Origin of the sequence: Bradyrhizobium sp., from assembly GCF_049798375.1 — a bacterium.
Lineage (GTDB): Bacteria > Pseudomonadota > Alphaproteobacteria > Rhizobiales > Xanthobacteraceae > Bradyrhizobium.
In genome coordinates, this window is sequence record NZ_JBARGP010000550.1 from 1 (window position 1) to 22373 (window position 22373).

A 22373-nucleotide genomic window follows, 5' to 3' on the forward strand; every position below is an offset into this window, starting at 1 on the left:
CGCGAACACCTTGAAGCCGGAGCCGCGGAAGTGCTCGGAAACGTCCTGCATCTCGATCGGGTTGCGCAGATCGGGCTTGTCGGAGCCGTATTTGCGGATCGCCTCCGCGAACGGAATCCGCGGCCAGTTCCTGGTCACCGGCTTGCCCTTGGCGAAATCCTCGAACACGCCGGTGATGACAGGCTCCATCGCCGCGAACACGTCGTCCTGGGTGACGAAGCTCATCTCGACGTCGAGCTGATAGAACTCGCCCGGCAGACGGTCGGCGCGCGGGTCCTCGTCGCGGAAGCACGGCGCGATCTGGAAATAGCGGTCGAAGCCGGACATCATCAGCAATTGCTTGTACTGCTGCGGCGCCTGCGGCAGCGCGTAGAATTTTCCCGGATGGATCCGCGACGGCACCAGAAAGTCGCGCGCGCCCTCCGGCGAGGACGCGGTCAGGATCGGGGTCTGGAATTCGAAGAAGCCCTGCTCCTTCATGCGCCGGCGCATCGAATCGACCACCGCGCCGCGCGTCATGATGTTCTGATGCAGCCGCTCACGGCGCAAATCGAGGAAGCGGTACTTCAGCCGGATGTCTTCCGGATACTCCTGCTCGCCAAACACCGGCAGCGGCAGCTCGGCCGCCGGGCCCAGCACCTCGATATCGCTGACATAAAGTTCGACCTGGCCGGTCGGCAGCTCGGCGTTGTCGGTGCCCTCGGGGCGGCGGCGGACCTTGCCTTCCATCCGCACCACCCATTCCGAGCGGAGCTTCTCGGCGTCCCTGAAGGCCGCGGAGTCCGGGTCCACCACGCATTGGGTGAGACCGTAATGGTCGCGTAGGTCGACGAACAGCACGCCGCCATGATCGCGGATACGGTGGCACCAGCCGGACAGGCGGACGGTTTCGCCAATGTTGCTCTCGCGGAGCGCGCCGCAGGTATGGGTCCGGTAGCGATGCATGGTGGTCCTGAAACTGCTGTCGGGGCAAGGAATCGGCGGGCCAAAGGCCACGGCCGACGCGCGAGGGTTTAGCCGAGCCGGTCCGCTGCGGCAACCAAATGCACCCAGTTCAGGCCTCGAAAAACGGCTCTCGGGCGCTTATCTTGCTGTCATGACCGTGCATTTCCCCTTCCAGAACTCCTATGCGGCGCTGCCGGACAATTTCTTTGCCCGCGTCGCCCCCACCCCCGTCGCCGCGCCCCGCTTGGTCAAGCTGAACCGGCCGCTGGCGGTCGAGCTCGGTCTCGATCCAGTGCAGCTCGAGACGCCGGAGGGCGCCGAGATCCTGGCTGGCAAAACTGTTCCGGTCGGCGCGGATCCCATCGCGATGGCCTATGCCGGCCACCAGTTCGGGAATTTCGTGCCGCAACTCGGTGACGGCCGGGCGATCCTGCTCGGCGAGGTCATCGATCGCAATGGCGTGCGCCGCGACATCCAGCTCAAGGGCTCCGGTCCGACCCCATTTTCCCGCCGCGGCGACGGCCGCGCCGCGCTCGGGCCGGTGTTGCGCGAATATATCGTCAGCGAGGCCATGCATGCGCTGGGCATCCCGACCACCCGCTCGCTCGCTGCCGTCATTACCGGCGAGCAGGTCTATCGCGAGACCGCGGTGCCCGGCGCGGTGCTGACGCGGGTGGCCACCAGCCATATCCGGGTCGGGACCTTCCAATATTTCGCGGCCCGTCGCGACACTGAGGCGGTGCGGCGGCTCGCCGACCACGTCATCGCGCGCCACTATCCGGAGCTTGTCGGCATTGAGCGCCCTTACCATGCCCTGCTCGCGGCCGTGATTGGTCGTCAGGCCGCTTTGGTCGCGCGCTGGCTAGATATCGGCTTCATCCATGGCGTCATGAACACCGACAACACCTCGGTTTCGGGGGAGACCATCGATTATGGTCCCTGCGCCTTCATGGACGCCTATGATCCGGCGACCGTGTTCTCGTCGATCGACGAGATGGGCCGCTATGCCTTCGCCAACCAGCCGCGGATCGCGCTCTGGAACCTGACCCGGTTGGCCGAATGCCTGCTGCCCTTGTTCTCCGACGATCAGCCGCAGGCGATCAAGGACGCGGAAGCCGCGCTGGACGGTTTCGCCGAAGCGTTCACCACGGCCTACCAGACCGGGCTGCGACGCAAACTCGGCCTGTTCACCGCGCATGATGACGACCCGGCGCTGGCCCAGGCCCTGCTCGAGGCGATGGCATCAGGCCCGGCCGACTTCACCCTCACCTTCCGCAGGTTGGGCGAGGCCGCCGCCGATGGCAACGATGCTCAGGTGCGGGCCCTGTTCCAGGATCCCACGGGACTCGATGAATGGATGCCGCGCTGGCGGCAGCGCCTGGCCCAGGAACCGCAGACAGCGGCTGAGCGCCGTACGGCGATGCACGCCGTCAACCCCGCCTTCATTCCGCGCAACCATCGCATCGAGGCGGTGATCTCGGCTGCCATCAACAATGATTTCGGCCCATTCGAGGAACTCCTGACCGTGCTGGCGAACCCGTACCAGGACCAGCCGGCCCACGTGGCCTATGCCGAGCCACCGCAGCCGCAGGAGCGGGTGCTGCAGACCTTCTGCGGCACCTGACACGAGATTAACCTCTCATCCACCATTGGCATGGGCTACCCTGGGGTTTTAAGAAACCGTCAACGTGATTCCGACAAGTTTCCCAATGTTTCAGGGGGAACCTGCCGTGGACGCTCTGGTTTTCGAATGCATGGGTCTGGCGATGATCGGGCTCTGCATCATCGCGCTGGCGGTGCCGGCCGGCCGGCGGCCGGGTCGCGCTCGCTATCATTGAACCTGAATGCACTGCATTCAACAACCCCGGAGCGAGCCGCTCCGGCTATTGCGCCCGCGAATTCGTCCCAAGACCATCGCCAAGACCCTTGACAGATCAGCGCTTTCGGAAGACGGCGTAAGCACCTCGTCATGGATCGTTCATGGACTTGATCACCACCACCGCGGACCTCACCGCCGCTTGCACCCGTTTTGCCCAGCAACCGGTCATCACCGTCGATACCGAGTTTCTGCGCGAGACCACCTACTATCCCCTGCTCTGCGTCGTGCAGATTGCCAGCCCCGAGGAAGCGGTCGTCATCGACACGCTTGCCGAGGGTATCGATCTGAAGCCGTTCTTCGCGCTGATGGCTGACGAGAAAGTGCTGAAGGTATTCCACGCCGCGCGGCAGGACATCGAGATCATCTGGCATCAGGCCAACCTGCTGCCGCATCCGATCTTCGACACCCAGGTCGCGGCCATGGTGCTGGGGTATGGCGACAGCATTGCCTATGATCAGCTCGTCGAGCGTATCACCGGCCACCGCCCCGACAAGACGCATCGTTTCACCGACTGGTCGCGCCGCCCGCTGACCAAGGAGCAGATCCACTACGCCGTCTCCGATGTCACCCATCTGCGGGACGTGTTCGCGGCGCTCGATGCGGATCTGAAGCGGCGCGAGCGCAGCGACTGGGTCAGCGAGGAGATGGAGGTGCTGACCTCGCCGCGGACCTATGACTTCCATCCCGAACGGGCCTGGGAACGGCTGAAGACCCGCGTTCGCAAGCCGAAGGAGCTTGCGGTGTTGATGGAGGTGGCCGCCTGGCGCGAGCAGGAAGCCCAGAGCCGTGACGTGCCGCGCAGCCGCGTGATGAAGGACGACGCCGTCGGCGACATCGCCACCCACGCGCCGACTTCGCTGGAGCGGCTCGGCACCCTGCGCTCGCTGCCCAAGGGTTTCGAACGCTCGAAATGGGGCGCGGATATCGTCGCGGCGGTGCAGCGCGGCCTCGCCCGCGATCCGGCGTCGCTGCCAAAGATCGAGAAGCCGCGCAACAATTCCAATGGCGCAGCGATCGTCGAGCTGTTGAAGGTGCTGCTGCGGATGACGTCCGAACGTCACGCCGTGGCCAGCAAGGTCATCGCGACCGTCGACGATCTCGAGCAGATCGCAGCCGACGACAACGCCGACGTCGCCGCCTTGCACGGCTGGCGCCGCGAATTGTTCGGCGAGGCCGCTATTGCGCTCAAGCACGGCCGGCTCGCGCTCGCCATCGAGAAGGGCCGCGTGGTCAGGGTCGATCGCGGCTGACGGCGCCGCGATCCGGATTAATTCAGTTTATTGCTAATCGTGTCTGCCTCGACTAGTTGCTGCCCACACGAGCTATTTGGACGTTTTTCCATCGCCGGATTTGCCTTCGAGCACCTGTGAAACTTCGATGAGGGCCATTGACAGGATATAGGCGCTGGTAGGTAAGTTGAGCTGTCGCGATTTTGCGATGGCCAACTGGAGAACGCCTGCCAGCTCCTTGAGCTCATCCTCTCGGGTCCCCATGACAAACTCGTTGTGACGAACTCGCTGTGACGAACGTTATGACCAATTCGTTTTGATCTACTAGTTATGACCTACTCGTTTCTGGAGCTTGCGCGTGAGCACAGACAATTGCGAACCGCCGGAAGATAGACTGCTGCGGCTGCTCAGCGACAACCATATCGAACTGAACGTGGTTGAAGGCCTGCGGCTCATTGTCGCCTTCAACAAGATCAAGGAAGTCTCCGATCGTCGTCTCGTGATCGAGCTCGCCGAACGGCTCTCTCGATGAGCGCGGATAGCGCGCCCCTCAAACGACGATCCGGCCGCTGGCGCTGATCAGATCGACGCTCTCCAGCACGCCGGCGAAGTTGCCGAGCACCTTGGTGACGACAGCCTTGTAAGAGGCGGCATCGTCGACCCCGGGGCGCCTGCAGGCCATCGCATCTGCAACCACCTGGTAGCGATGGCTGCGATGAAAGCCGTCGATGACCGTCGACAGGATGGTCTCGTCGAGCGAAAAGCCGAGCACAAGGCAGCGGATACTGCGCATGTTCGACATGTATTCGGCAAAGCGCGCCGAGCTGTAGGCCGATGGCAGCGGATGCTCGAAGGTGAGTTCGCCAGGCTGCGGCTTCAGCTCGGCAATCCAGTTGGTCAGATTCGACGCCGGATTGAACCAGGCGGCCTGCGCGATGCGCTTCAAATGGATCAGCGGCCACAGATTGTCGCGCCAGAGCGTCATCAGTTCCAGGCACCGCGGCATGATCGTATCGGCATCGGCGATCAGATGCCGCCGTCCCGTCGCGAGATACTCGCATTGCAGGTCAGCGCAAATCAGGACCGGCGGATCCTCGTCGAATGCGCCGGCGAGGTTTCTGTTCGTCATCATGGTCCCGCTGCCGCCATCTCGCGCAAGGGAGAGGATGCCGGACGGCCCGCCGACAGGTCGAGCACGCCCGGTCGATCCCAATCGCCTTCAGGACGGATGATCATGTAGGGATCGCTATCGAGCGTGATCGCATCATCGCCCGGCTCCAGTTCCAGCACCATCTCAGTGTAGGAGAAATCTGAGAACGTCAGCTTTCTGTTGTGGCCGAGCGGCTTGGCGCCGAAATGTGCCCAGAAATCGACCAGCCGGTCCTGGGCCTGGCCGTAGATCCGCTTGAAGCCTTTGCGCCGGACATAGTCCACGCTCGCCTGCACCAGCTTGAACGACAGGCGCGACCGCCGGTACTGATGCCTCACCGCGAGCCGCTCGACCTTGGCAAACTCGCCGAAGAAGCGGACGCGCAGGCAACCCGCAGGCTGGTTGCCGACGAAGCCGATAAAATGCGCGGCAACCAGATCGTTACCGTCGAATTCCTCCTCGATCGGGCAGTCCTGCTCGGCAAGATAGACCGCCGAGCGGATCGCCGTGACCAGCATGAGGTCGTTCGGGTCGCGCGCGATCCGGACAGTGATTGCGCGTGGGTTGGGCTTGACCGTCGATGCCATGCTCATGCCGTGCATCTACAATGCTCCTCGTTGAACGATATATGAAGGGGTCTCGATCCGCGGCGCGCGATTCCACGGTCGCGTGTAGCACCAGAGATCGGGCTGAAAGCTTGGTGTCTGCCGGAAGCCCGTTGCAAACATGATGTTGCGCCCCGCCGCGCTCGACGGCTGGGCGAAACAGTCCGCGGCTTTGTACCTGGGCTTTCTAAGATGAGCCGCGGCATTGCCGAGCCCGCCGATGCCGCGACCGACTGCGGCAATGGCCCAGATGTAGATCGCGGATACGTCCTCGTCGGAGCGACTGAGCAGACCAATGTCGGGCTTCGTCAGGTAGATCTCATCCAGCAGCAGCGCATCGTGTCCGCGATGGTTAAGAAACAGGAAGGCCATGCCGCCAAGCAGTCTGCCATTGCGGCTGAACGTCAGGATGCAATCGGGGTCGAATGTCAGATATCTGGCTAGATCGAATTCGCTAGCGCCAACGCCGGGAACGAGGCGGTGAGCCATATCGGCAAGGGCTGCGAGCTGCTTGTATCGCGCAGGCTCCGCCTGCACGTCCGAGCTAATCGGAAGCTCGTCGAATTCGCGGCGCGGGCCCAGCGAGCCCCTTTCCTTCATTGTGTAGTACATCTATCGTTTCCTGTGGCCCGCAAGCAGATTAACGGGTGGAGATTTGCAGTATGCAGCAACTATCGCATCGGGGTGCTGCGGTCACGCAGCACAAATTTGATGAAATATTGGATGCATCTTGGGACGATCTGAAGTCGTTCCTGGCCTGCACGAAATACAAGAGCTTCCGGAATGCGGCCGAGGAACTCCGCCTGACCAGCACGACGCTGATGCGACGTATCGATCGGCTCGAAGAGCGGCTGGGCTGCAAGCTGTTTCTACGCGATCAAAGCGGATTGACGCTCAGCGACGAAGGCGCCGCCATGCTTGGCGATGTCAGCGAAATGGAACGGCATGCCTTCAATCTGCTTCGCCGTGTCGCGCAGTCATCGAACGATACCACCGGCACCGTTCGCGTCGCGGTGACGGAAGGACCGGGCAATTTCTGGATACTTCCCAGATTGATCGATTTTCAGAAAACTTATCGCAAAATCACCGTCGATCTTCGCTGCGCGATGGAACAGGCCGATGTCGCGCGGCTGGAATCCGACATTTCGATTCAACTTGAACCACCGACCAATCCCGACCTGATCGTGGCCAAGCTGGGCCGGATGCACATCTATCCCTTCGTGTCGGAAGACTATCAGCGGCTGCATGGCGTTCCGACATCGTTGTCGGAATTGAAGGAGCACCGGATCATCAAGCAGAATGCGCCGCAGGTGGACGACACGGCCTATGCCAGAATCCTCGGCCTGACATCGCTTGCGGGCGTGGTAGGCATCAAGACCAATTCCAGCATCGGCGTTCTCTACGCCGTCGAGCGCGGCGCCGGGGTCGGTTTCCTTCCGACATCCGCAATCGCGCTGGGAGCCCCTCTCGTCGCAGTCGACCTCGGCGTCAGCCATCATGCCGATCTCTGGCTGACCTATCACAAGGAATTCCGCAGCTCGGACCGGCACAAGATCGTGATCGACTGGCTCAAGAAGATCTTCGATCCAAAGGCCTATGCCTGCTTTCGAGACGAATTCATTCATCCGAATGCACTTGTGCCGATGATGGCAGCCGCGCGAGAGAGTTTTGGCATGAAGGGATATGTTGCGGCGCGACCGATTTGATTTGATACGCCGCTATTCTCCCCGTTACGCAGAAGCTGCCTTTGCGCGATGCAGCAAGGCCGGAACTTGATGCCGGAGTTGCCATGGTGCCGCCGGTAGCGCGCTGCAAGGAAAACCCGCGCCTCGCGCCCAATCTTGCCATCCGGCGCATTTCGTGTTGCAATCTCAGGCACAATCGGATCTGGCCGTGCGACTGTGCGTTTCGTGATTGCGGAAATTCAGCAGACTTCGGGAAGCCCGCTTGTGGCGTGGCACGCGTAACGCGTGGCCGCGTCTTTTTTTCGTCCAGACGAGGAGACAACGATGCCGACCCACAAAGGCACCGTCAAATGGTTCAACCCGACCAAGGGATATGGGTTCATCAAGCCGAATGGCGGCGATAAGGACGTCTTCGTCCACATCTCCGCCGTCGAACGTGCAGGGCTCAGTTCGCTCAACGAGAACCAGGCCGTGGAGTACGACCTTGTGGAGAGCCGCGGCAAGGCGTCCGCGGAAAACCTCAAGGTCTCCTGATCGGTCGGTCGACATAGCGGGAACGCGACGGCACCGCGCTCCGAAACGATAACAGCACGATCTGCAAACCGACCGCGTTTGGTGGATCACTTCAACTTCGGCACGGCCTTGCCTTGGCAGCCATGATCCACCCCCGGCTTGGTCCGGGGGATTTTGTTTTATCGGGCGAGCGGCGAGATCAGGAAATTGCCCGTTCCCGCGCCCGTCTCCGTGCGACAGAGATCGCCGTCGAGCCTCACCCGGTCGGTTGCGAGCAACCGCAGGGCCTCCGGATAGATCCGATGCTCGACCTCGAGAATACGCTCCGACAGCGTGTCCGGCGTATCGCGATCTGAGACCGCAACCGCGCCCTGCATCACGATCGGCCCGGCATCGGTCTCGGGGATTACGAAGTGTACGGTGGCGCCCGAGATCTTCACGCCGGCGCGCAACGCTTGGCCGTGCGGATCGAGGCCGGGAAACGACGGCAACAGCGACGGATGGATGTTGAGCATTCGCCCGTGCCAGCGCTGCACGAACTCGGCCGTGAACAGCCGCATGAAGCCGGCCAGACAAATCAGCTCGACGCCGCGCTCCTCGAGCGCCGCCTGCAGCACCGTCTCGAAGCCGGCGCGATCCCTGCCGAACGGCTTGCTCTCGATCACCAAGGTCGAAATGCCGCTCTGCTTGGCCCGCTCCAGCCCGGCCGCATCCGTGCGGTTGGAGATCACGACGGCAATATCGGCCGGGAAATCGTCCGTGCCCGCAGCGCGGATCAGCGCGGCCATGTTGGACCCGCGCCCGGAGATCAGGATCGCAACGCGCCGCTTCATCGTCATCACAGCGCCAGGTCGAGATGGCCGTGATAGACCACGCGCTCGTCACCCGATGCCGGGATCACCTCACCCAGCGATGTGACGGTTTCGCCGTTGGCCACGAGTACGTCCGTCACAGCCTCGATCGCGTCCGCCTTGACGATCGCGATCATGCCGACGCCGCAGTTGAAGGTGCGCAGCAGCTCCAGTTCGGCGATGCCGCCCTGCTCCGCCAGCCATTTGAACACCGGCAGCACCGTCAGGCGCGACAGGTCGATGCCGACGCCGAGATGCTTCGGCAACACGCGCGGAATGTTGTCGGTGAAGCCGCCGCCGGTGATGTGGGCCAGGCCCTTCACCCCGCCGGTCTCGCGGATCGCGCGCAGACATGACTTCACATAGAGCCGGGTCGGTGCCAACAGCGCCCCGCCCAAGGTCATCACGGGCGCGAACGGCGCCGGCGCATCGAAGCCCAGGCCCGACTGCTCGACGATCTTGCGCACCAGCGAGAAGCCGTTGGAATGCACGCCTGACGACGCCAGCCCGAGCACGGCGTCGCCGGCGGCGATGTCGTCAGTGGGCAGCAGCGTGCCACGTTCGGCGGCGCCGACCGCGAAGCCGCCGAGATCGTAGTCGCCGTCCTTGTACAGGCCGGGCATCTCGGCGGTCTCGCCGCCGATCAGCGCGCAGCCGGATTCCCGGCAGCCTTCGGCGATGCTTGCCACGATCGAGGCCGTCGTGTCCGGGTCAAGCTTGCCGCAGGCAAAGTAGTCCAGAAAGAACAGCGGCTCGGCGCCCTGCACGACGAGGTCGTTGACCGACATCGCCACCAGATCGATGCCGATGCCGCCATGCAGCCCGGTCTCGATCGCGATCTTGACCTTGGTGCCGACGCCATCGGTGGCGGCGACCAGCACCGGATCCTTGAAGCCGGCCGCCTTGAGGTCGAACAGACCGCCGAAACCGCCGATCTCGGCCTCCGCGCCAGGCCGCGCCGTGGCGCGCACCATCGGCTTGATCATGTCGACCAGGCGGTTGCCGGCGTCGATGTCGACCCCGGAATCGGCGTAGGTGAGCCCGTTCTTGCGTTCGGCCATGGTTAAGAAACCTCTAATGTCGCCCGCTGGTTACGTCGGAAATCGCTCATGCGCAATGGCTCGCAAGCGCGAGCGCGCTATACTATGTAGATAACGGTCGGTGTGCCCCGCCTTTGGAAACGGGGTTGTTTTTGGCTTAAGGTCGTCAGGACGCGGCGCGTGAGCATCCCACACAGTATTCCGAACCTGATTACGCTCGGCCGCATCCTTTTGGTTCCGATCGTGGTGTGGGCGATTGCCGGCAACCAGATGGAGATCGCTTTTGCGGTGTTTGTCGTTGCCGGCGTCAGCGATGCCGTCGACGGCTTTCTGGCCAAGCGCTTCAATCTCAGGTCCGAGCTTGGTGCGCTGCTGGATCCGCTCGCGGACAAGGCGCTTTTGGTGTCGATCTTCGTGACGCTGGGCGTCTGGGGCGCCCTGCCGCGCTGGATCGTGATCCTGGTGGTGTCGCGTGATATCATGATCGTTGGCGCGGTGATCGTCTCCTGGCTGTTCGACAAGCCGGTCGAGATGAGGCCGTCGATGGTCTCGAAACTGAACACGGTATCGCAGGTCGGCTTCGCGGCGCTGGTGCTGGCCTCGCTCGGCTTCCGCTTCGATCCTGCCCCTTACGACCTGATCCTGATGATCCTGGTCACCATCTTTACGCTCGTTTCCGTGGCGCTCTATCTGGTCGAATGGGTGCACCACATGAACACGATCGAGCCGCGATGAGCGATACGATCGCGACCCACGGTCGCTTCGAGATGGAGAACGCCTGACGTGGCCGGCCATAGCCCTCCCCGCCAATTGGCGTTCGCGCTGCCGCATGCCGAAAGCCTGACGCGGGACAATTTCCTCGAAGGTCCGGCCAATGCGGCCGGCTTGGCGCTGATCGACGCCTGGCCGGAGTGGTCGAACAAGGCCATGTTCCTGGTTGGGCCTGACGGCTCCGGCAAGAGCCATCTCGCCGCCATCTGGGCCGAGCAGGCCGGTGCGCGTTCGGTCGCGGCGCATGCCCTGTGCGCCATCAACGTCCCGGCGGAGCTCGCCACCGGCGCGCTAGTGCTCGAGGACCTCAAGGCCGGCGAGATCGACGAGCGCGCGCTGTTTCACCTCCTCAACATGGCGCGGGAGGATGCCGCCTACATCCTGATCACCGCCCGCGAGGCACCCGCGTCGCTGCCGATCGCATTGAACGATCTGCGCTCCCGATTGCGCGCGATCCCCGTGGTCGAGCTGCTGCCGCCCGACGACCAGTTGTTCCGCGCCCTGATCGTCAAGCTCTGTGCCGACCGCCAGCTCGCGATCGACGAAGCCGTGGTGAGCTATGTGGCGAACCGGATCGAGCGGTCCTATGCGGCAGCCCGGCATGCGGTCGCGCTGCTGGATGGCGAGTCGCTCCGGCTGGGCCGACCCGTGACCCGGGCGTTGGCCGCGGAATTGCTGCGCCAAGTCTGACGTCAAGCCTGACGTTAAGTCTGACGTTACGCCGCCCAGGGCCGTGGACACCTTGACGAGCCAGCCCCGGGGAACATCATTGTCGCGGCAACGTCATCAAACCATCGCATAGGGTTACGAGCGGCGCACCTCATCTCGCCGCATTCAGGATGGATCGATTTCTGATGGATTCTGTACAAACCGCTGAAATCAAAGAGAAAGAGCCGCCCCTCGCCGCCCCCTTGGCGATCGCCGGCAGCCCTGAGCGATTCATCAATCGCGAGCTCTCCTGGCTGCATTTCAACCGCCGCGTCCTGGAAGAATCGGTCAATCCGCGTCATCCGGCGCTGGAACGCGTGCGATTCCTGTCGATCTCGGCCAACAATCTCGATGAATTTTTCATGGTCCGCGTCGCCGGTATCCGGGCACAAGTCCGTGAAGGCATCGCGGAGCGCAGCCCCGACGGGCTCACCCCGCTCGAGCAGCTCAAGCTGATCAACGAGACCGTGTCCCAGCTCGCGATCGACCAGCAGGCGATCTGGCGCGACCTCCGGGCCTATCTGGCCGAGCTCGGCATCGTGCTGGTCGACGGCCAGGACGTCACCAAGACTCAGCGCGCCTGGATCGAGGATCACTTCCTCGCCAACATCTTTCCGCTGCTGACGCCGCTGGCGATCGACCCGGCGCACCCCTTCCCGTTCATTCCGAGCCTCGGCTTCACCGTCGCATTGCAGCTCGCGCGCATCTCCGACGGCAAGCCGATGAATGCGCTGATCCGCATGCCCGGCAAGCTCGACCGATTCATCCGCCTTCCGGCGGCGAAGGACAAGGACGGCGTGGTGCGCCTGATCACCCTGGAGCAGGCCACCGGGCTGTTCATCGCCCGGCTGTTCCCCGGCTACACCGTGAAGGGCCAGGGCGCCTTCCGCATCATCCGCGACTCCGAGATCGAGATCGAGGAAGAGGCCGAAGACCTGGTCCGCACCTTCGAGAGCGCGTTGAAGCGGCGGCGCCGCGGCACGGTGATCCGCCTCGAGATCGAGGCCAACATGCCCGACGAGCTGCGCGCGTTCGTCCAGGAGGCGTTGTCGACCACCGACGACGAGGTGCTTCTGGTCGACGGCGTGCTGGCCATGAACGAGCTGTCGCAGCTCACCCGGCTCAACCGGCCCGATCTCGAATTCCTGCCCTACGTGCCGCGCCATCCCGAGCGTGTGCGTGATCATGCCGGCGACATCTTCGCGGCAATCCGGCAGAAGGATCTGATCGTCCACCATCCTTACGAATCGTTCGACGTCGTGGTGCAGTTCCTGCAGCAGGCGGCGCGCGATCCGGATGTCGTTGCAATCAAGCAGACGCTGTACCGCACCTCCAACAACTCGCCAATCGTGCGCGCACTGGCCGAGGCCGCCGAGGCCGGCAAGTCGGTCACCGCCCTGATCGAGCTGAAGGCGCGCTTCGACGAAGAGGCCAATATCCGCTGGGCACGCGACCTCGAACGCGCCGGCGTGCAGGTGGTCTACGGCTTCCTGCAGCTCAAGACCCACGCCAAGCTGTCGATGGTGGTGCGGCGCGAGGGCAGCGGCCTCACCACCTATGTCCATACCGGCACCGGCAACTATCACCCGGTCACCGCGCGCATCTATACCGACCTCTCCTATTTCACCTCCGATCCGGTCATCGGCCGCGACACCACGCGCGTCTTCAACTACATCACCGGCTATGCCGAGCCGCGCGACATCGAGAAGATGGCGGTGTCGCCGCTGACCTTGCGCAAGCGCATGATCGAGCACATCCAGGGCGAGGCCAGCTTCGCCCGCCACGGCAAACCCGCCGTGATCTGGATGAAGATGAACTCGCTGGTCGATCCCGACATCATCGATGCGCTCTACGAGGCCTCGCAGGCCGGCGTCTCGATCGATCTCGTGATCCGCGGCATCTGCTGCCTGCGGCCGGGAATTCCAGGCCTTTCGGACAACATCCGCGTCAAATCCGTCATCGGCCGCTTCCTCGAGCACGGCCGCATCTACTGTTTCGGAATGGGCCAGGGCCTGCCGAGCGCAAAGGCGGCGGTGTACATCTCCTCCGCCGACATGATGCCGCGCAATCTCGACCGCCGCGTCGAAGTGCTCTGCCCGCTGCAGAACCCGACGGTGCACCAGCAGGTGCTGGAGCAGATCATGGTCGCCAATCTGAAGGACACCGAGCAGAGCTGGCAGTTGTTGCCGGACGGATCGTCGACGCGTATGAAGGCCGCGAAGGGCGAGGAGCCGTTCAACCTGCACAACTACTTCATGACCAATCCGAGTCTGTCCGGCCGTGGCAAATCGCTCAAGGAATCCTCGCCGCGCCGGCTCACGCGCCGCAATGAACGCAGCTCGTCCTGAGGGGATGCTGTGGTGAAACGGCCTATCCGGCGCGGCAAAAGCGTCGGCGTCATCGACATCGGCTCGAACTCGGTCCGTCTCGTCGTCTATCAGGCGATGGAGCGCAGTCTCGTCACGACCTTCAACGAGAAGGCGCTGTGCGGCCTCGGCCGCGAGGTGCAGACCACCGGCCTGCTCGCGGCTGATGCCGTCGAGAAGGCGCTGACGGCGCTGCAGCGCTTTCGCGCGCTGTGCAAGGTGCAGAAGGTCGGGCGCGTCTATGCGATCGCGACCGCCGCCTGCCGCGACGCCTCCAACGGACCGGAGTTCATCGCCAAGGCCGAGAAGATCTGCGGCTGCACCATCCAGATCCTCACCGGCCCGGAGGAGGCCCGCTACTCCGCGCTCGGCGTCATCTCCGGCATCCACAAGCCGGACGGCATCGTCGGCGATCTCGGCGGCGGCTCGCTCGAGCTGATCGACGTCCGCGGCCATCAGGTGCGCAGCGGCGTGACCTTGCCGCTCGGCAGCCTGGCGCTGCAGGACCTCGCCGACAAGTCGCTGAAGAAGGCCGAGCGGATCGCGCTCGATGCATTGTCGGGCCTGCCTCAGCTCGAAGCCGGCCGCGGCCGCACCTTCTATGCGGTCGGCGGCACCTGGCGCGCGCTGGCGCGCATTCACATCATCCAGAGCGAATATCCACTCGGCGTGATGCACGGCTATGCCATTCCGGCCGCGGAGGCGCTGGACTTCGTGCGCCGGCTGCGACGGCTCGCAGTGACCGATACGCTGGCCGACATCGAGATCGTCGCCGAGGCGCGCCGCCCGCTGCTCACCTATGCGGCACTGGTGCTGGAATATGTCATCCGCACCGCCAAGCCGAAGACCATCGTATTCTCGACCTTCGGCGTGCGCGAGGGCCTGCTCTATTCCAAGCTGGCGGAGAAGGAGCGCGCCAAGGACGGCCTGCTCTGCGCTACGCAGACGCTGAACGAGCTGTTGTCGCGCTCGGCCCGCCACGCGCGCGAGCTTACCGACTGGACCGACCGGCTGGTGCGGGTGGTGCATCTGCAGGAGACCGAGGACGAGCGCCGGCTGCGCCACGCCGCCTGTCTGCTGTCCGACATCGGCTGGCGCATGCATCCGGACCATCGCGGCGAGCTGACCTACGACGTGATCCTGAACGGCAATTACGGCGCGATCAGCCATCAGGGCCGCATCTTCGTCGCACTGGCGGTGTTCTTCCGCTACGCCGGCTTCCGCGACGAGAACGAGCCGCCGGAGCTGACGCATACGCTGCCGGTGCACATGATCGAACGCGCCCGTATCCTCGGCGCGGCCTTCCGCGTCGCGCATCTGGTGTCCGCGGCGCAGCCGGGCGTGCTGCCCGCCACGCATTTCCGCACCCAGGAGCGCAAGCTGATGCTGGTGTTCGAGCATCGCATGGTCGATCTCGTCGCCGATCGCGTCGGCAGCCGCTTCAAGCAGCTCGCCCGCCTGCTCGGCCGCTCCGGATCGATCGTGCGGAGCTGAGGCGTCGGTCCCTGCCCACGACTTTCGTCCGCCTGATGTCTGGACATGCAGCATCGTTCTCGCGGCATGATCTGCCCGAGTTGTTCGCATCTAAACCCTCGCGAAAACCGAGAGGGCGCAGGGAAGACCGGGTGCAGGCCGCACCCATGGTTGCGTGCAAAAAACACGCGGTCGTCACCACAGGCTTGGCCGAAACACCGGCCTTCCCTGCGCGACAGTTTACGGGCTTATACGTGGTCTCCTCGGGGACCGGCGTTCTTGCCCCCGTCGTCCGCAAGCGCGTAGCATTGCAGATTTGGCATCAGCACCGGATGCCAGGACCACACGATTTCGCCGTCCGTATCTGATGTTCGTCCGCTCGCGACATGGCGCGCTGCAACCCGATACGTCCATCGCATCCCGGCCCAACGTTTCGTGACGATCGCGAAGCGCCCCTCTGATGAACACGCTACTGGGGAGACTGCTCACGTCTCGATCTCCTGCCCTGCAGTCTATCTCAGTAGTCCTGGCGCTGCCGCCGATGCCGCACACCCTGCTGAGGTCCGGCCTGCTGCGGGTCGAACCGTAGGCGCCGGTTTACATCGCAGTACAGGTTCCACCGGCCGGATGCCGACGCCAGGCATTGGGCTCGGGTTTCATAGGTGCAATCGCCGGAATAGCCGAGCTCCCCACCGTAGACGCACCAGGGGTAATCATATGTGACGGGAACCGCGGAGCCGGCCATCGCGGCCGTCGCGGGCGCTAGCAAGGCCAACGCAGCTAGGATCATGCGCATGATCTGCTCCTCTCGTGAAGCCTCCAGATCGTCGAGTGGTTCGGTCAACGATGGCAAGGCCAAATGAAGATAAGCATGACTGAACGCAACATACGAGACAAGTCTCAGCGTTTCCCGGCGAAATGCGCAGGCGGTTCGCGGCGGTGCAGGAGCCCGGTTTTGGCCCGTTGTGACCTTCCGGCGCCGAAGATGTCGGCTTACCAGGCCAGACTGGAAATTTTGGTCGCCGATGATCTAACGTTGTCTCATGCGAATGGGATATTCCGGGCGCGATCTTTCTCGACGCTGGTTGCCGCAAGAAAAAGAGCCGCCGAGTGTCCCCGGCAGCTCCCATAGTCCCAAGCTGTGATTCTCCCCAGCCCCACGCGTACCGCCGTTACCTTGTTTGCGGCCATGCGACTCGAACTTACGCATGAGTGGAGCGATTCGGCTGTGACTCCGCGAGCACAGCTAATCGAGACAAGGCCGCGCTGTCGCAACGCGCGTCTATGATGGCGCCCGATCATCGGCTACTGGACACAACCGATCATGTTGCAGGCACACGGCCTATCGGCGCGACGTCCGGTTCTTTGCGCGCAATGAGGAACCATCCCGCAGCAAAGACGAGCCCGCATGTCAGCGCGCCGCACCATCGATCCGCGGCCGTTAGCACGCCTCTACGACGCCGCCTTATTATTCCTGACCGGCAGCGCCCGCTCGCCGGCCGCGGTCAGTTCGCCGAGCGTCGTCCGGCCGTCACGTGCGCAGCGAATGATGTGCTCGGCGATCCGCTTGCGCACGGCATGGCTGTTGCCCTCTGCAACTGTCTCGCAGACACGGTCCAGTGCCACTTCCATGTTGGCCAGCGTACGCGAGTCGAATGTCCCTTCGATCAACATCGTTCCCTCCCTGATCGTGCGACAGATATCAGCAAGGTCCAGAATACGCGGCATTAACTTGTGATAGTCGCGACCGCGCACGTGCAAGTGAACTCCAAATTCTTCGTGCCCGCCATCTCAATTGAGCTGCCCTGGGGCCGCATCGAGAATATCGCACAACAGGCGTCTGCTGCTCTCCATATTCGGGCCGGGATGTTGGTGCTGCGGGAGCACGCTTCGCGCGCGGCGGGGAAACCCTTGCTGGACTGCGGAACCAACCGCGACATGAGGAGTCCTTCCTCCGTTACCCTCGCGGCACTGGCCGCGCGCTTTCCAATGGCGGCTTGTTTGAAAGCCGCAAGGACAGGCGGAGCCTGGGTTCGCCATGCCGCATTATCATTTCGACCTGATCAGCACTGACCACACAACGGATGTCAGCGACGCGGTCCTTGACGGCGACGAGGCAGCCAGAAAGGTCGGCCGCGAGCTGGCGCATCAGGTGTGCGAGGGCCGCCCAGAACTGATCGGCAAAGGCTATGAAATCCTGGTCAGGAACGAGGATGGCGACGAAATCGCGCGACTCGCGGTCGACCAGCTTCCAAGCGATGGCAGCGATCCGTAGCGCGCTGCAATGTCGCTCCTAACGTGGTCATCCTGCCGACGCTGCAGCGATGCTGACGCAATTTCATTGTGCGCACGAGCTGCAGCGCCGGGCCGGCTGGCGGCGCTGCGCGGCCAGCATGTCGGCTCGATCATCCGCACCGGCGCGAAGGCGGAGTGAGACGTTTAGGGTTGGCAAAGCAGCCGCCGTCACGCGGCGCGTGCCCACCGTACAAATTGTTGCGAAACACTAGGGCTGATCGCCTGCGGCCGCGACCTCGGCTTTCTTGGCGTACCGGCTGAGCGCGCGGCGGCGCCAGATCGATCCGGCGGTTAGCACCAGCAGCGCGCCGAGCACCGACGCCAACGTCTCCATCAGATCGAGATCGACGCTGAATTGGCTGCTGCCTGCAAACAGGCTGGATGCGGCATCGACGTTCCAGATCATGTGACCGCTGAGGAGCGTGTGCAGCAGCGGCGCGACCGCGGGATCGCTGGCGATCACGTCGCCGGCAATCCAGCCGAGCAGCATTGCGCCTAACCAGATCAGGATCGGAAAACGGTCGAGCACCAGCATGATCAGCGCCGCGCCGGCGATGATCAGCGGAATGCTCATGGCGAGGCCGAGGATCAGCAGCGAGGCCTGGCCGTTGGCCGCAGCGGCCACCGCGATCACATTGTCCAGGCTCATGACAATGTCGGCAAGCGCGACGATGCGGACCGCCTGCCACAGCGTCGTGCCGGCGGCGATGTCCTCGTCCTCTTCCTCGGGCACCAGCAGCTTGGTGGCGATGACGAGCAGCGCGAGGCCCCCGACCAGCTTCAGGTAGGGCAGCTCCATCAGCGTCGCGACGATGCCGGTGAAGGCGATGCGCAGCGCCACCGCGATGCTCGAACCCGCGACCATGCCCCAGAAGCGGTAGCGGCCATGCAAGCCGCGGCAGGCGAGCGCGATCACCAGCGCATTGTCGCCCGACAGCAGCACGTTGATCCAGATGATCTTGCCGAGGGCGATCCAGAAGCCGGCGGTCTGGAGGTCGGATTGGAATTGGGCGACAAACTGGCCGTAACTGGCGGGATCAGCGAGCTGCGACAGCCAATTCACGACTTACCTCTTCGTGGCACCGAAGCCATCCGCAAGGTGCGGACGGCACGTCGCGTGCAGGACGCGCGGCTGAGCCTGCGCGCCCGCGGCCTAATCAGCCGACGATCTCGTTTCCCGCGAAGAACTGGGCGATCTCGATCGCCGCGGTCTCGGCCGCGTCGGAGCCGTGCACTGAATTTTCGCCGATCGACTTCGCATACAGCTTGCGGATGGTGCCGTCAGCCGCTTTCGACGGATCGGTCGCGCCCATCGCGTCGCGATACCGGAGAATCGCGCCCTCGCCTTCCAGCACCTGGACCACGACCGGGGCCGAGATCATGAAGTCGACCAGTTCGCCGAAGAACGGGCGCGCCTTGTGCACGGCGTAGAAGGTCTCGGCCTGCTCACGGGTCATGCGGATGCGCTTCTGGGCGACGATGCGCAGGCCGGCTTTCTCGATCACGGCGTTGACCGCGCCGGTGAGGTTACGCTCGGTCGCGTCGGGCTTGATGATCGAGAAGGTGCGTTCAATCGCCATGATGTCGTCCTTGGAAGATGAGGTGGTCTTGTGAGTTGCGGGCTTATATCGGCGCTGCCGGGCCTCCGCAAGCGATCCGGTCCGGCTCCTTTACTGCCGTCTTACGACGATTTCACGATTCTGAACCCTGTCTGAAGGCCTTGTCGGCCCGGCGTTCAGCTCGACCGCACTAGCTTTGTCTTGCATCGGGCGATCACCGCCGCTTCGGGGCGGCGATGTCCGAAGGCTTCGAGCGTCATTCAAGTGTGAGCGCCACAAGCGCCAAAAATGCAGGAGACGATCATGTTGCGCAAACTCTCCCTTGTCGCGGTTGCCGTTGCATCCCTGGGCGCCGCGTTAGCTCCAAATGCCGCCTCGGCGCATTGGCATGGCGGTTGGGGCGGCTGGCACGGCGGCTTTGGATATGGCGGCTGGCACCGGCCGTTCTACGGACCGCGCGTCTATGTCGGCGGCCCGGCTTACGCCTACGGCTATGGCGGCTGCTACGCGCGGCGCCTGGTTCCGACCCCCTGGGGTCCGCGCTGGCGACTGATCAACCGCTGCTACTGATCCGGCTGTCGGCGGCTCCCCCGCCGCCGACGTCCGACCTAGGCCCCGGTACGTTTTGTATGAGAAGATCCGCGACGCGCGTACCGCTTGCCGCCAGGACTGTCATATTCACCGCGCCGGAGCCTCTTTGTGCAATTTCATGCATTTTTTACTAAAAGGTCACGCAATCGGAAGGCGAGCGGAAACAAATCCGGAGGGTGTGACGTTGGTAGGCATCCTGTTTGAGATGCTCGCGGAACACGCTCATGCCAGCTTACACGTCAGATTTCGGAGAGCAGATCGATCGCAAGACCAGCCGATCGATTTGTGAGGCCGTGGGCGAGCGGCTGCAACGGAGCCTGCGGGCGGAACCGGCGCCGCTGTCGGACCATCTGCAATTTTTGATGGACGAATTGCGGAAACGCGACGACGCCGCGATGCGCTTCGGATAGCTGGGCGACGCCGCGGCCGCGCCGCGCGGCTGTCAGCATAAAGCGGTTGCGTTTGGGCTCGCCTGCGGTGACAAGGCGGGCATGCTCTCCATCACCGATATCTCGATCCGCCTCGCCGGACGGCTCCTGATCGACACCAGCTCCGCGCAGATCGTGCCCGGCGCCCGCGTCGGGCTGGTCGGTCGCAACGGCACCGGCAAGTCGACCCTGTTCAAGGCCATCCGCGGCGAGCTGGCGCTGGAAGGCGGCAGCATCGGTCTGCCGCCGCGCTGGCGGGTCGGCAGCCTGGCGCAGGAGGCTCCGGACGGACCGGACAGCTTGATCGATGTCGTGCTCAGGGCGGACCTCGAGCGCGACGCGCTGCTGCGCGAGGCCGATCATGCCACCGATCCGCACCGGATCGCCGAAATCCAGACCCGGCTGGTCGATATCGACGCCCATTCGGCACCGTCGCGGGCCGCAGCCATCCTGAGCGGCCTCGGCTTCTCGGCAGCAGACCAGTTGCGCCCCTGCGCCGAATTCTCCGGCGGCTGGCGGATGCGGGTGGCGCTCGCCGCCACCCTGTTCGCCGCGCCCGATCTGCTGCTGCTCGATGAGCCGACCAACTATCTCGACCTCGAAGGCACGCTGTGGCTGGAGGATCATCTCGCGCATTATCCGCGCACCGTGATCGTGATCAGTCACGACCGCGATCTGTTGGAGACCTCCGTCGACCAAATCCTGCATCTCGAGCGCGGCAAACTGACGCTGTACCGCGGCAGCTATTCCTCGTTCGAGGAGCAGCGCGCGACGCGGGAATTGCTCGACGCCAAGGCGGTCAAGCGCCAGGAGGCCGAACGGGCGCGGCTGCAGGACTTCGTCAACCGCTTCAAGGCCAAGGCCTCCAAGGCGCGCCAGGCGCAATCTCGCGTGAAAATGCTGGAGCGGATGAAGCCGATCACCGCGCTGGTGACGCAGGACGTGCAGGAGATCAGCTTTCCCGCACCGGAGAAGATCTTGTCGCCGCCGATCATCGCGGTGGACAATGTGTCCGTCGGTTACGATCCGGCGCAGCCGGTGCTCAACCGCGTCACCTTGCGCATCGACAATGACGACCGCGTCGCCCTGCTCGGCTCCAACGGCAACGGCAAATCGACATTGGTGAAGCTGCTCGCCGGGCGGCTGGCGCCGTTCTCCGGCAGGCTCACCCGCGCCGACAAGCTGTCGATCGCGTATTTCGCCCAGCACCAGCTCGACGAGCTCGACGAGAGCGGGTCGCCCTATACGCATCTGCGGCGGCTGATGCCGGAGGCGCCGGAATCGAAGGTGCGCGCCCGCGCAGGCAGTATCGGTTTCTCGGGAAAAGCCGGGGATACGTTGGTGAAGAGCCTGTCGGGTGGCGAGAAGGCGCGCCTCCTGCTCGGTCTCGCCACCTTTTTCGGCCCCAACATGATCATCCTGGACGAGCCGACCAACCATCTCGACATCGACAGCCGCGCGGCGCTGGCGGAAGCGATCAATGAATTTCCGGGCGCGGTGATCATGGTGTCGCACGACCGTTATCTGATCGAGGCCTGCGCCGACCAGCTCTGGGTGGTCGCCGATCGCGCCGTGAAGACTTTCGACGGCGACCTCGACGATTACCGCCGCCTGGTGTTGTCGTCGCGCAACAACTCATCGGAGCGCGAGACCGAACGGCCGCGCGTGGCCGACAAGCCGCAGGCACCGCGCAGCGAGAAGCGCGGCTCGCTGAAGCAGAAGATCGCAGCGGCAGAGACCGAGATCGAGCGCATCACGGAGATCATCGCCAAGATCGACACCGCATTGTCGCTGCCCGACATCTTCACCCGCGATCCAAAGCAGGCTGCGCAATTGTCGAAGGCGCGCGCCAATGCCGCCGAGGCACTGCAGCGCGCGGAGGAGCAATGGCTCGAGGCCAGCACGCAGCACGACGAAGCGACCGGCTGACGCCGCAGTATAATTTGATAATTGGTAGGATGGGTTGAGTGCAGCGATACCCATCATTTGCGTCAACGCGCGCGGAAGGATGATGAGTATCGCTCACGCTCAACCCATCCGACAGGACCCCTATCGAATCAACTGAGCTAGGTCGCAGCGTGTTTCTTCCTGCCCTTCGGCTTGGCGACCTTCGGCGGCGGACCGGCGTCGGGTGCCTTCTCGACCGCGCTCAGCCGCCCGCCGGTGAAGGTGTAGATGCCGGCGCGGGCGCCGTGCAGCCAGGTCACCGTCGCCACGCGCGAATCGCCGCCGCCGGAGACGTTGACGCTGTCGGGCGCGCCAATGCCGCGCACGACGTCGCATTC

The 22373-nt window shown here is 63.9% G+C and carries 23 protein-coding genes and 2 pseudogenes; 13 read left to right on the forward strand and 12 right to left on the reverse strand.

Annotated elements, in window-relative coordinates; all coding sequences use genetic code 11:
- Nucleotides 1–945: aspartate--tRNA ligase (aspS, locus tag WA702_RS21985; protein WP_425112657.1), on the reverse strand; the 945-nt coding region annotated here is incomplete at its 3' end.
- A gap of 151 nt (nt 946–1096) precedes the next feature.
- Here aspS and WA702_RS21990 point away from each other — a divergent pair.
- Together WA702_RS21990 and rnd are read left to right on the forward strand one after the other, a co-directional pair.
- Nucleotides 1097–2569 carry a protein adenylyltransferase SelO gene (locus WA702_RS21990; RefSeq protein WP_425112658.1) on the forward strand — a complete coding sequence of 491 codons (1473 nt, stop codon included), beginning with the start codon at nt 1097–1099 and terminating at the stop codon, nt 2567–2569.
- Nucleotides 2570–2925: 356 nt separating this feature from the next.
- A complete protein-coding gene (gene rnd / locus WA702_RS21995) occupies nt 2926–4074 on the forward strand; it encodes a ribonuclease D (protein ID WP_425112659.1) in 1149 nt (382 codons plus the stop codon).
- A gap of 72 nt (nt 4075–4146) precedes the next feature.
- Here the strand turns inward: rnd and WA702_RS22000 are convergent, their stop codons facing one another.
- Nucleotides 4147–4317 carry a hypothetical protein gene (locus tag WA702_RS22000; RefSeq protein WP_425112660.1) on the reverse strand — a complete coding sequence of 57 codons (171 nt, stop codon included), beginning with the start codon at nt 4315–4317 and terminating at the stop codon, nt 4147–4149.
- A gap of 94 nt (nt 4318–4411) precedes the next feature.
- On the opposite strand from WA702_RS22000, the gene WA702_RS22005 reads away from it, so the two are divergent.
- Complete coding sequence (locus WA702_RS22005) at nt 4412–4585, forward strand: hypothetical protein (RefSeq protein ID WP_425112661.1); 174 nt, start codon at nt 4412–4414, stop codon at nt 4583–4585.
- 18 nt (nt 4586–4603) lie between these two features.
- On the opposite strand, the gene WA702_RS22010 is transcribed toward WA702_RS22005, so the two are convergent.
- The 3 genes and pseudogenes from WA702_RS22010 to WA702_RS22020 all read right to left on the reverse strand — a co-directional run.
- The gene (locus WA702_RS22010; RefSeq protein WP_425112662.1) at nt 4604–5185 is read right to left on the reverse strand and encodes a cysteine hydrolase family protein; all 582 of its coding nucleotides are present in this window, start codon (nt 5183–5185) and stop codon (nt 4604–4606) included.
- Nucleotides 5182–5805 carry a GNAT family N-acetyltransferase gene (locus tag WA702_RS22015; RefSeq protein WP_425112663.1) on the reverse strand — a complete coding sequence of 208 codons (624 nt, stop codon included), beginning with the start codon at nt 5803–5805 and terminating at the stop codon, nt 5182–5184. The genes WA702_RS22010 and WA702_RS22015 overlap by 4 nt, the downstream gene beginning before the upstream one ends.
- Nucleotides 5795–6408, reverse strand: a pseudogene (locus WA702_RS22020) (hypothetical protein); the annotation flags it as partial. The gene WA702_RS22015 and the pseudogene WA702_RS22020, both read right to left, overlap by 11 nt.
- 62 nt (nt 6409–6470) lie before the next feature.
- Here WA702_RS22020 and WA702_RS22025 point away from each other — a divergent pair.
- On the forward strand, nt 6471–7514 hold the full coding sequence (locus WA702_RS22025; protein WP_425112664.1) for a LysR family transcriptional regulator: 1044 nt from the start codon (nt 6471–6473) through the stop codon (nt 7512–7514).
- A 303-nt stretch (nt 7515–7817) separates the two neighbouring features.
- The gene (locus WA702_RS22030; protein WP_425112665.1) at nt 7818–8027 is read left to right on the forward strand and encodes a cold-shock protein; all 210 of its coding nucleotides are present in this window, start codon (nt 7818–7820) and stop codon (nt 8025–8027) included.
- A 158-nt stretch (nt 8028–8185) separates the two neighbouring features.
- Here the strand turns inward: WA702_RS22030 and purN are convergent, their stop codons facing one another.
- Nucleotides 8186–8839 (reverse strand): phosphoribosylglycinamide formyltransferase, encoded by a 654-nt coding sequence (gene purN / locus WA702_RS22035; protein ID WP_425112666.1) that lies wholly within the window; start codon nt 8837–8839, stop codon nt 8186–8188.
- Nucleotides 8840–8844: 5 nt separating this feature from the next.
- Nucleotides 8845–9918, reverse strand: coding sequence for a phosphoribosylformylglycinamidine cyclo-ligase (purM, locus tag WA702_RS22040; RefSeq protein WP_425112667.1), 1074 nt, complete (start codon nt 9916–9918; stop codon nt 8845–8847).
- Nucleotides 9919–10077: 159 nt separating this feature from the next.
- Between purM and WA702_RS22045 the strand changes: the two genes are divergently transcribed.
- The 4 genes from WA702_RS22045 (at nt 10078) to ppx (ending at nt 15236) form a co-directional block, all read left to right on the forward strand.
- A complete protein-coding gene (locus WA702_RS22045; RefSeq protein ID WP_425112668.1) occupies nt 10078–10632 on the forward strand; it encodes a CDP-alcohol phosphatidyltransferase family protein in 555 nt (184 codons plus the stop codon).
- 48 nt (nt 10633–10680) lie between these two features.
- Nucleotides 10681–11358: a chromosomal replication initiator DnaA gene (locus tag WA702_RS22050; RefSeq protein ID WP_425112669.1), complete on the forward strand. Its 678-nt coding sequence runs from the start codon at nt 10681–10683 to the stop codon at nt 11356–11358.
- Nucleotides 11359–11522: 164 nt separating this feature from the next.
- On the forward strand, nt 11523–13724 hold the full coding sequence (locus tag WA702_RS22055) for an RNA degradosome polyphosphate kinase (RefSeq protein ID WP_425112670.1): 2202 nt from the start codon (nt 11523–11525) through the stop codon (nt 13722–13724).
- 12 nt (nt 13725–13736) lie between these two features.
- Nucleotides 13737–15236: an exopolyphosphatase gene (ppx, locus tag WA702_RS22060; RefSeq protein ID WP_425112671.1), complete on the forward strand. Its 1500-nt coding sequence runs from the start codon at nt 13737–13739 to the stop codon at nt 15234–15236.
- Between the two features lie 496 nt (nt 15237–15732).
- Here ppx and WA702_RS22065 read toward each other — a convergent pair whose 3' ends face one another.
- Entirely contained in the window at nt 15733–16011 is a 279-nt protein-coding gene (locus WA702_RS22065; protein WP_425112672.1) for a DUF3551 domain-containing protein, read from the reverse strand.
- Between the two features lie 656 nt (nt 16012–16667).
- Complete coding sequence (locus tag WA702_RS22070; RefSeq protein WP_425112673.1) at nt 16668–16970, reverse strand: hypothetical protein; 303 nt, start codon at nt 16968–16970, stop codon at nt 16668–16670.
- A 283-nt stretch (nt 16971–17253) separates the two neighbouring features.
- On the opposite strand from WA702_RS22070, the gene WA702_RS22075 reads away from it, so the two are divergent.
- A complete protein-coding gene (locus tag WA702_RS22075) occupies nt 17254–17490 on the forward strand; it encodes a DUF6894 family protein (RefSeq protein ID WP_425112674.1) in 237 nt (78 codons plus the stop codon).
- Nucleotides 17491–17718: 228 nt separating this feature from the next.
- Here the strand turns inward: WA702_RS22075 and WA702_RS22080 are convergent, their stop codons facing one another.
- A complete protein-coding gene (locus WA702_RS22080; RefSeq protein WP_425112675.1) occupies nt 17719–18573 on the reverse strand; it encodes a TerC family protein in 855 nt (284 codons plus the stop codon).
- Nucleotides 18574–18667: 94 nt separating this feature from the next.
- Nucleotides 18668–19090, reverse strand: a complete 423-nt coding sequence (ndk, locus tag WA702_RS22085) for a nucleoside-diphosphate kinase (RefSeq protein ID WP_425112676.1) — start codon at nt 19088–19090, stop codon at nt 18668–18670.
- Nucleotides 19091–19372: 282 nt separating this feature from the next.
- Here ndk and WA702_RS22090 point away from each other — a divergent pair, with 282 nt between their 5' ends.
- The 3 genes from WA702_RS22090 to WA702_RS22100 all read left to right on the forward strand — a co-directional run bounded on the left by WA702_RS22090 (nt 19373) and on the right by WA702_RS22100 (nt 22017).
- Nucleotides 19373–19639, forward strand: a complete 267-nt coding sequence (locus tag WA702_RS22090) for a sulfur globule protein precursor (RefSeq protein WP_425112677.1) — start codon at nt 19373–19375, stop codon at nt 19637–19639.
- A gap of 245 nt (nt 19640–19884) precedes the next feature.
- Nucleotides 19885–20070, forward strand: coding sequence for a hypothetical protein (locus WA702_RS22095; RefSeq protein ID WP_425112678.1), 186 nt, complete (start codon nt 19885–19887; stop codon nt 20068–20070).
- An 81-nt stretch (nt 20071–20151) separates the two neighbouring features.
- On the forward strand, nt 20152–22017 hold the full coding sequence (locus WA702_RS22100; protein WP_425112680.1) for an ABC-F family ATP-binding cassette domain-containing protein: 1866 nt from the start codon (nt 20152–20154) through the stop codon (nt 22015–22017).
- 137 nt (nt 22018–22154) lie between these two features.
- Here WA702_RS22100 and WA702_RS22105 read toward each other — a convergent pair.
- A pseudogene (locus tag WA702_RS22105) lies at nt 22155–22373 on the reverse strand (hypothetical protein); the annotation flags it as partial.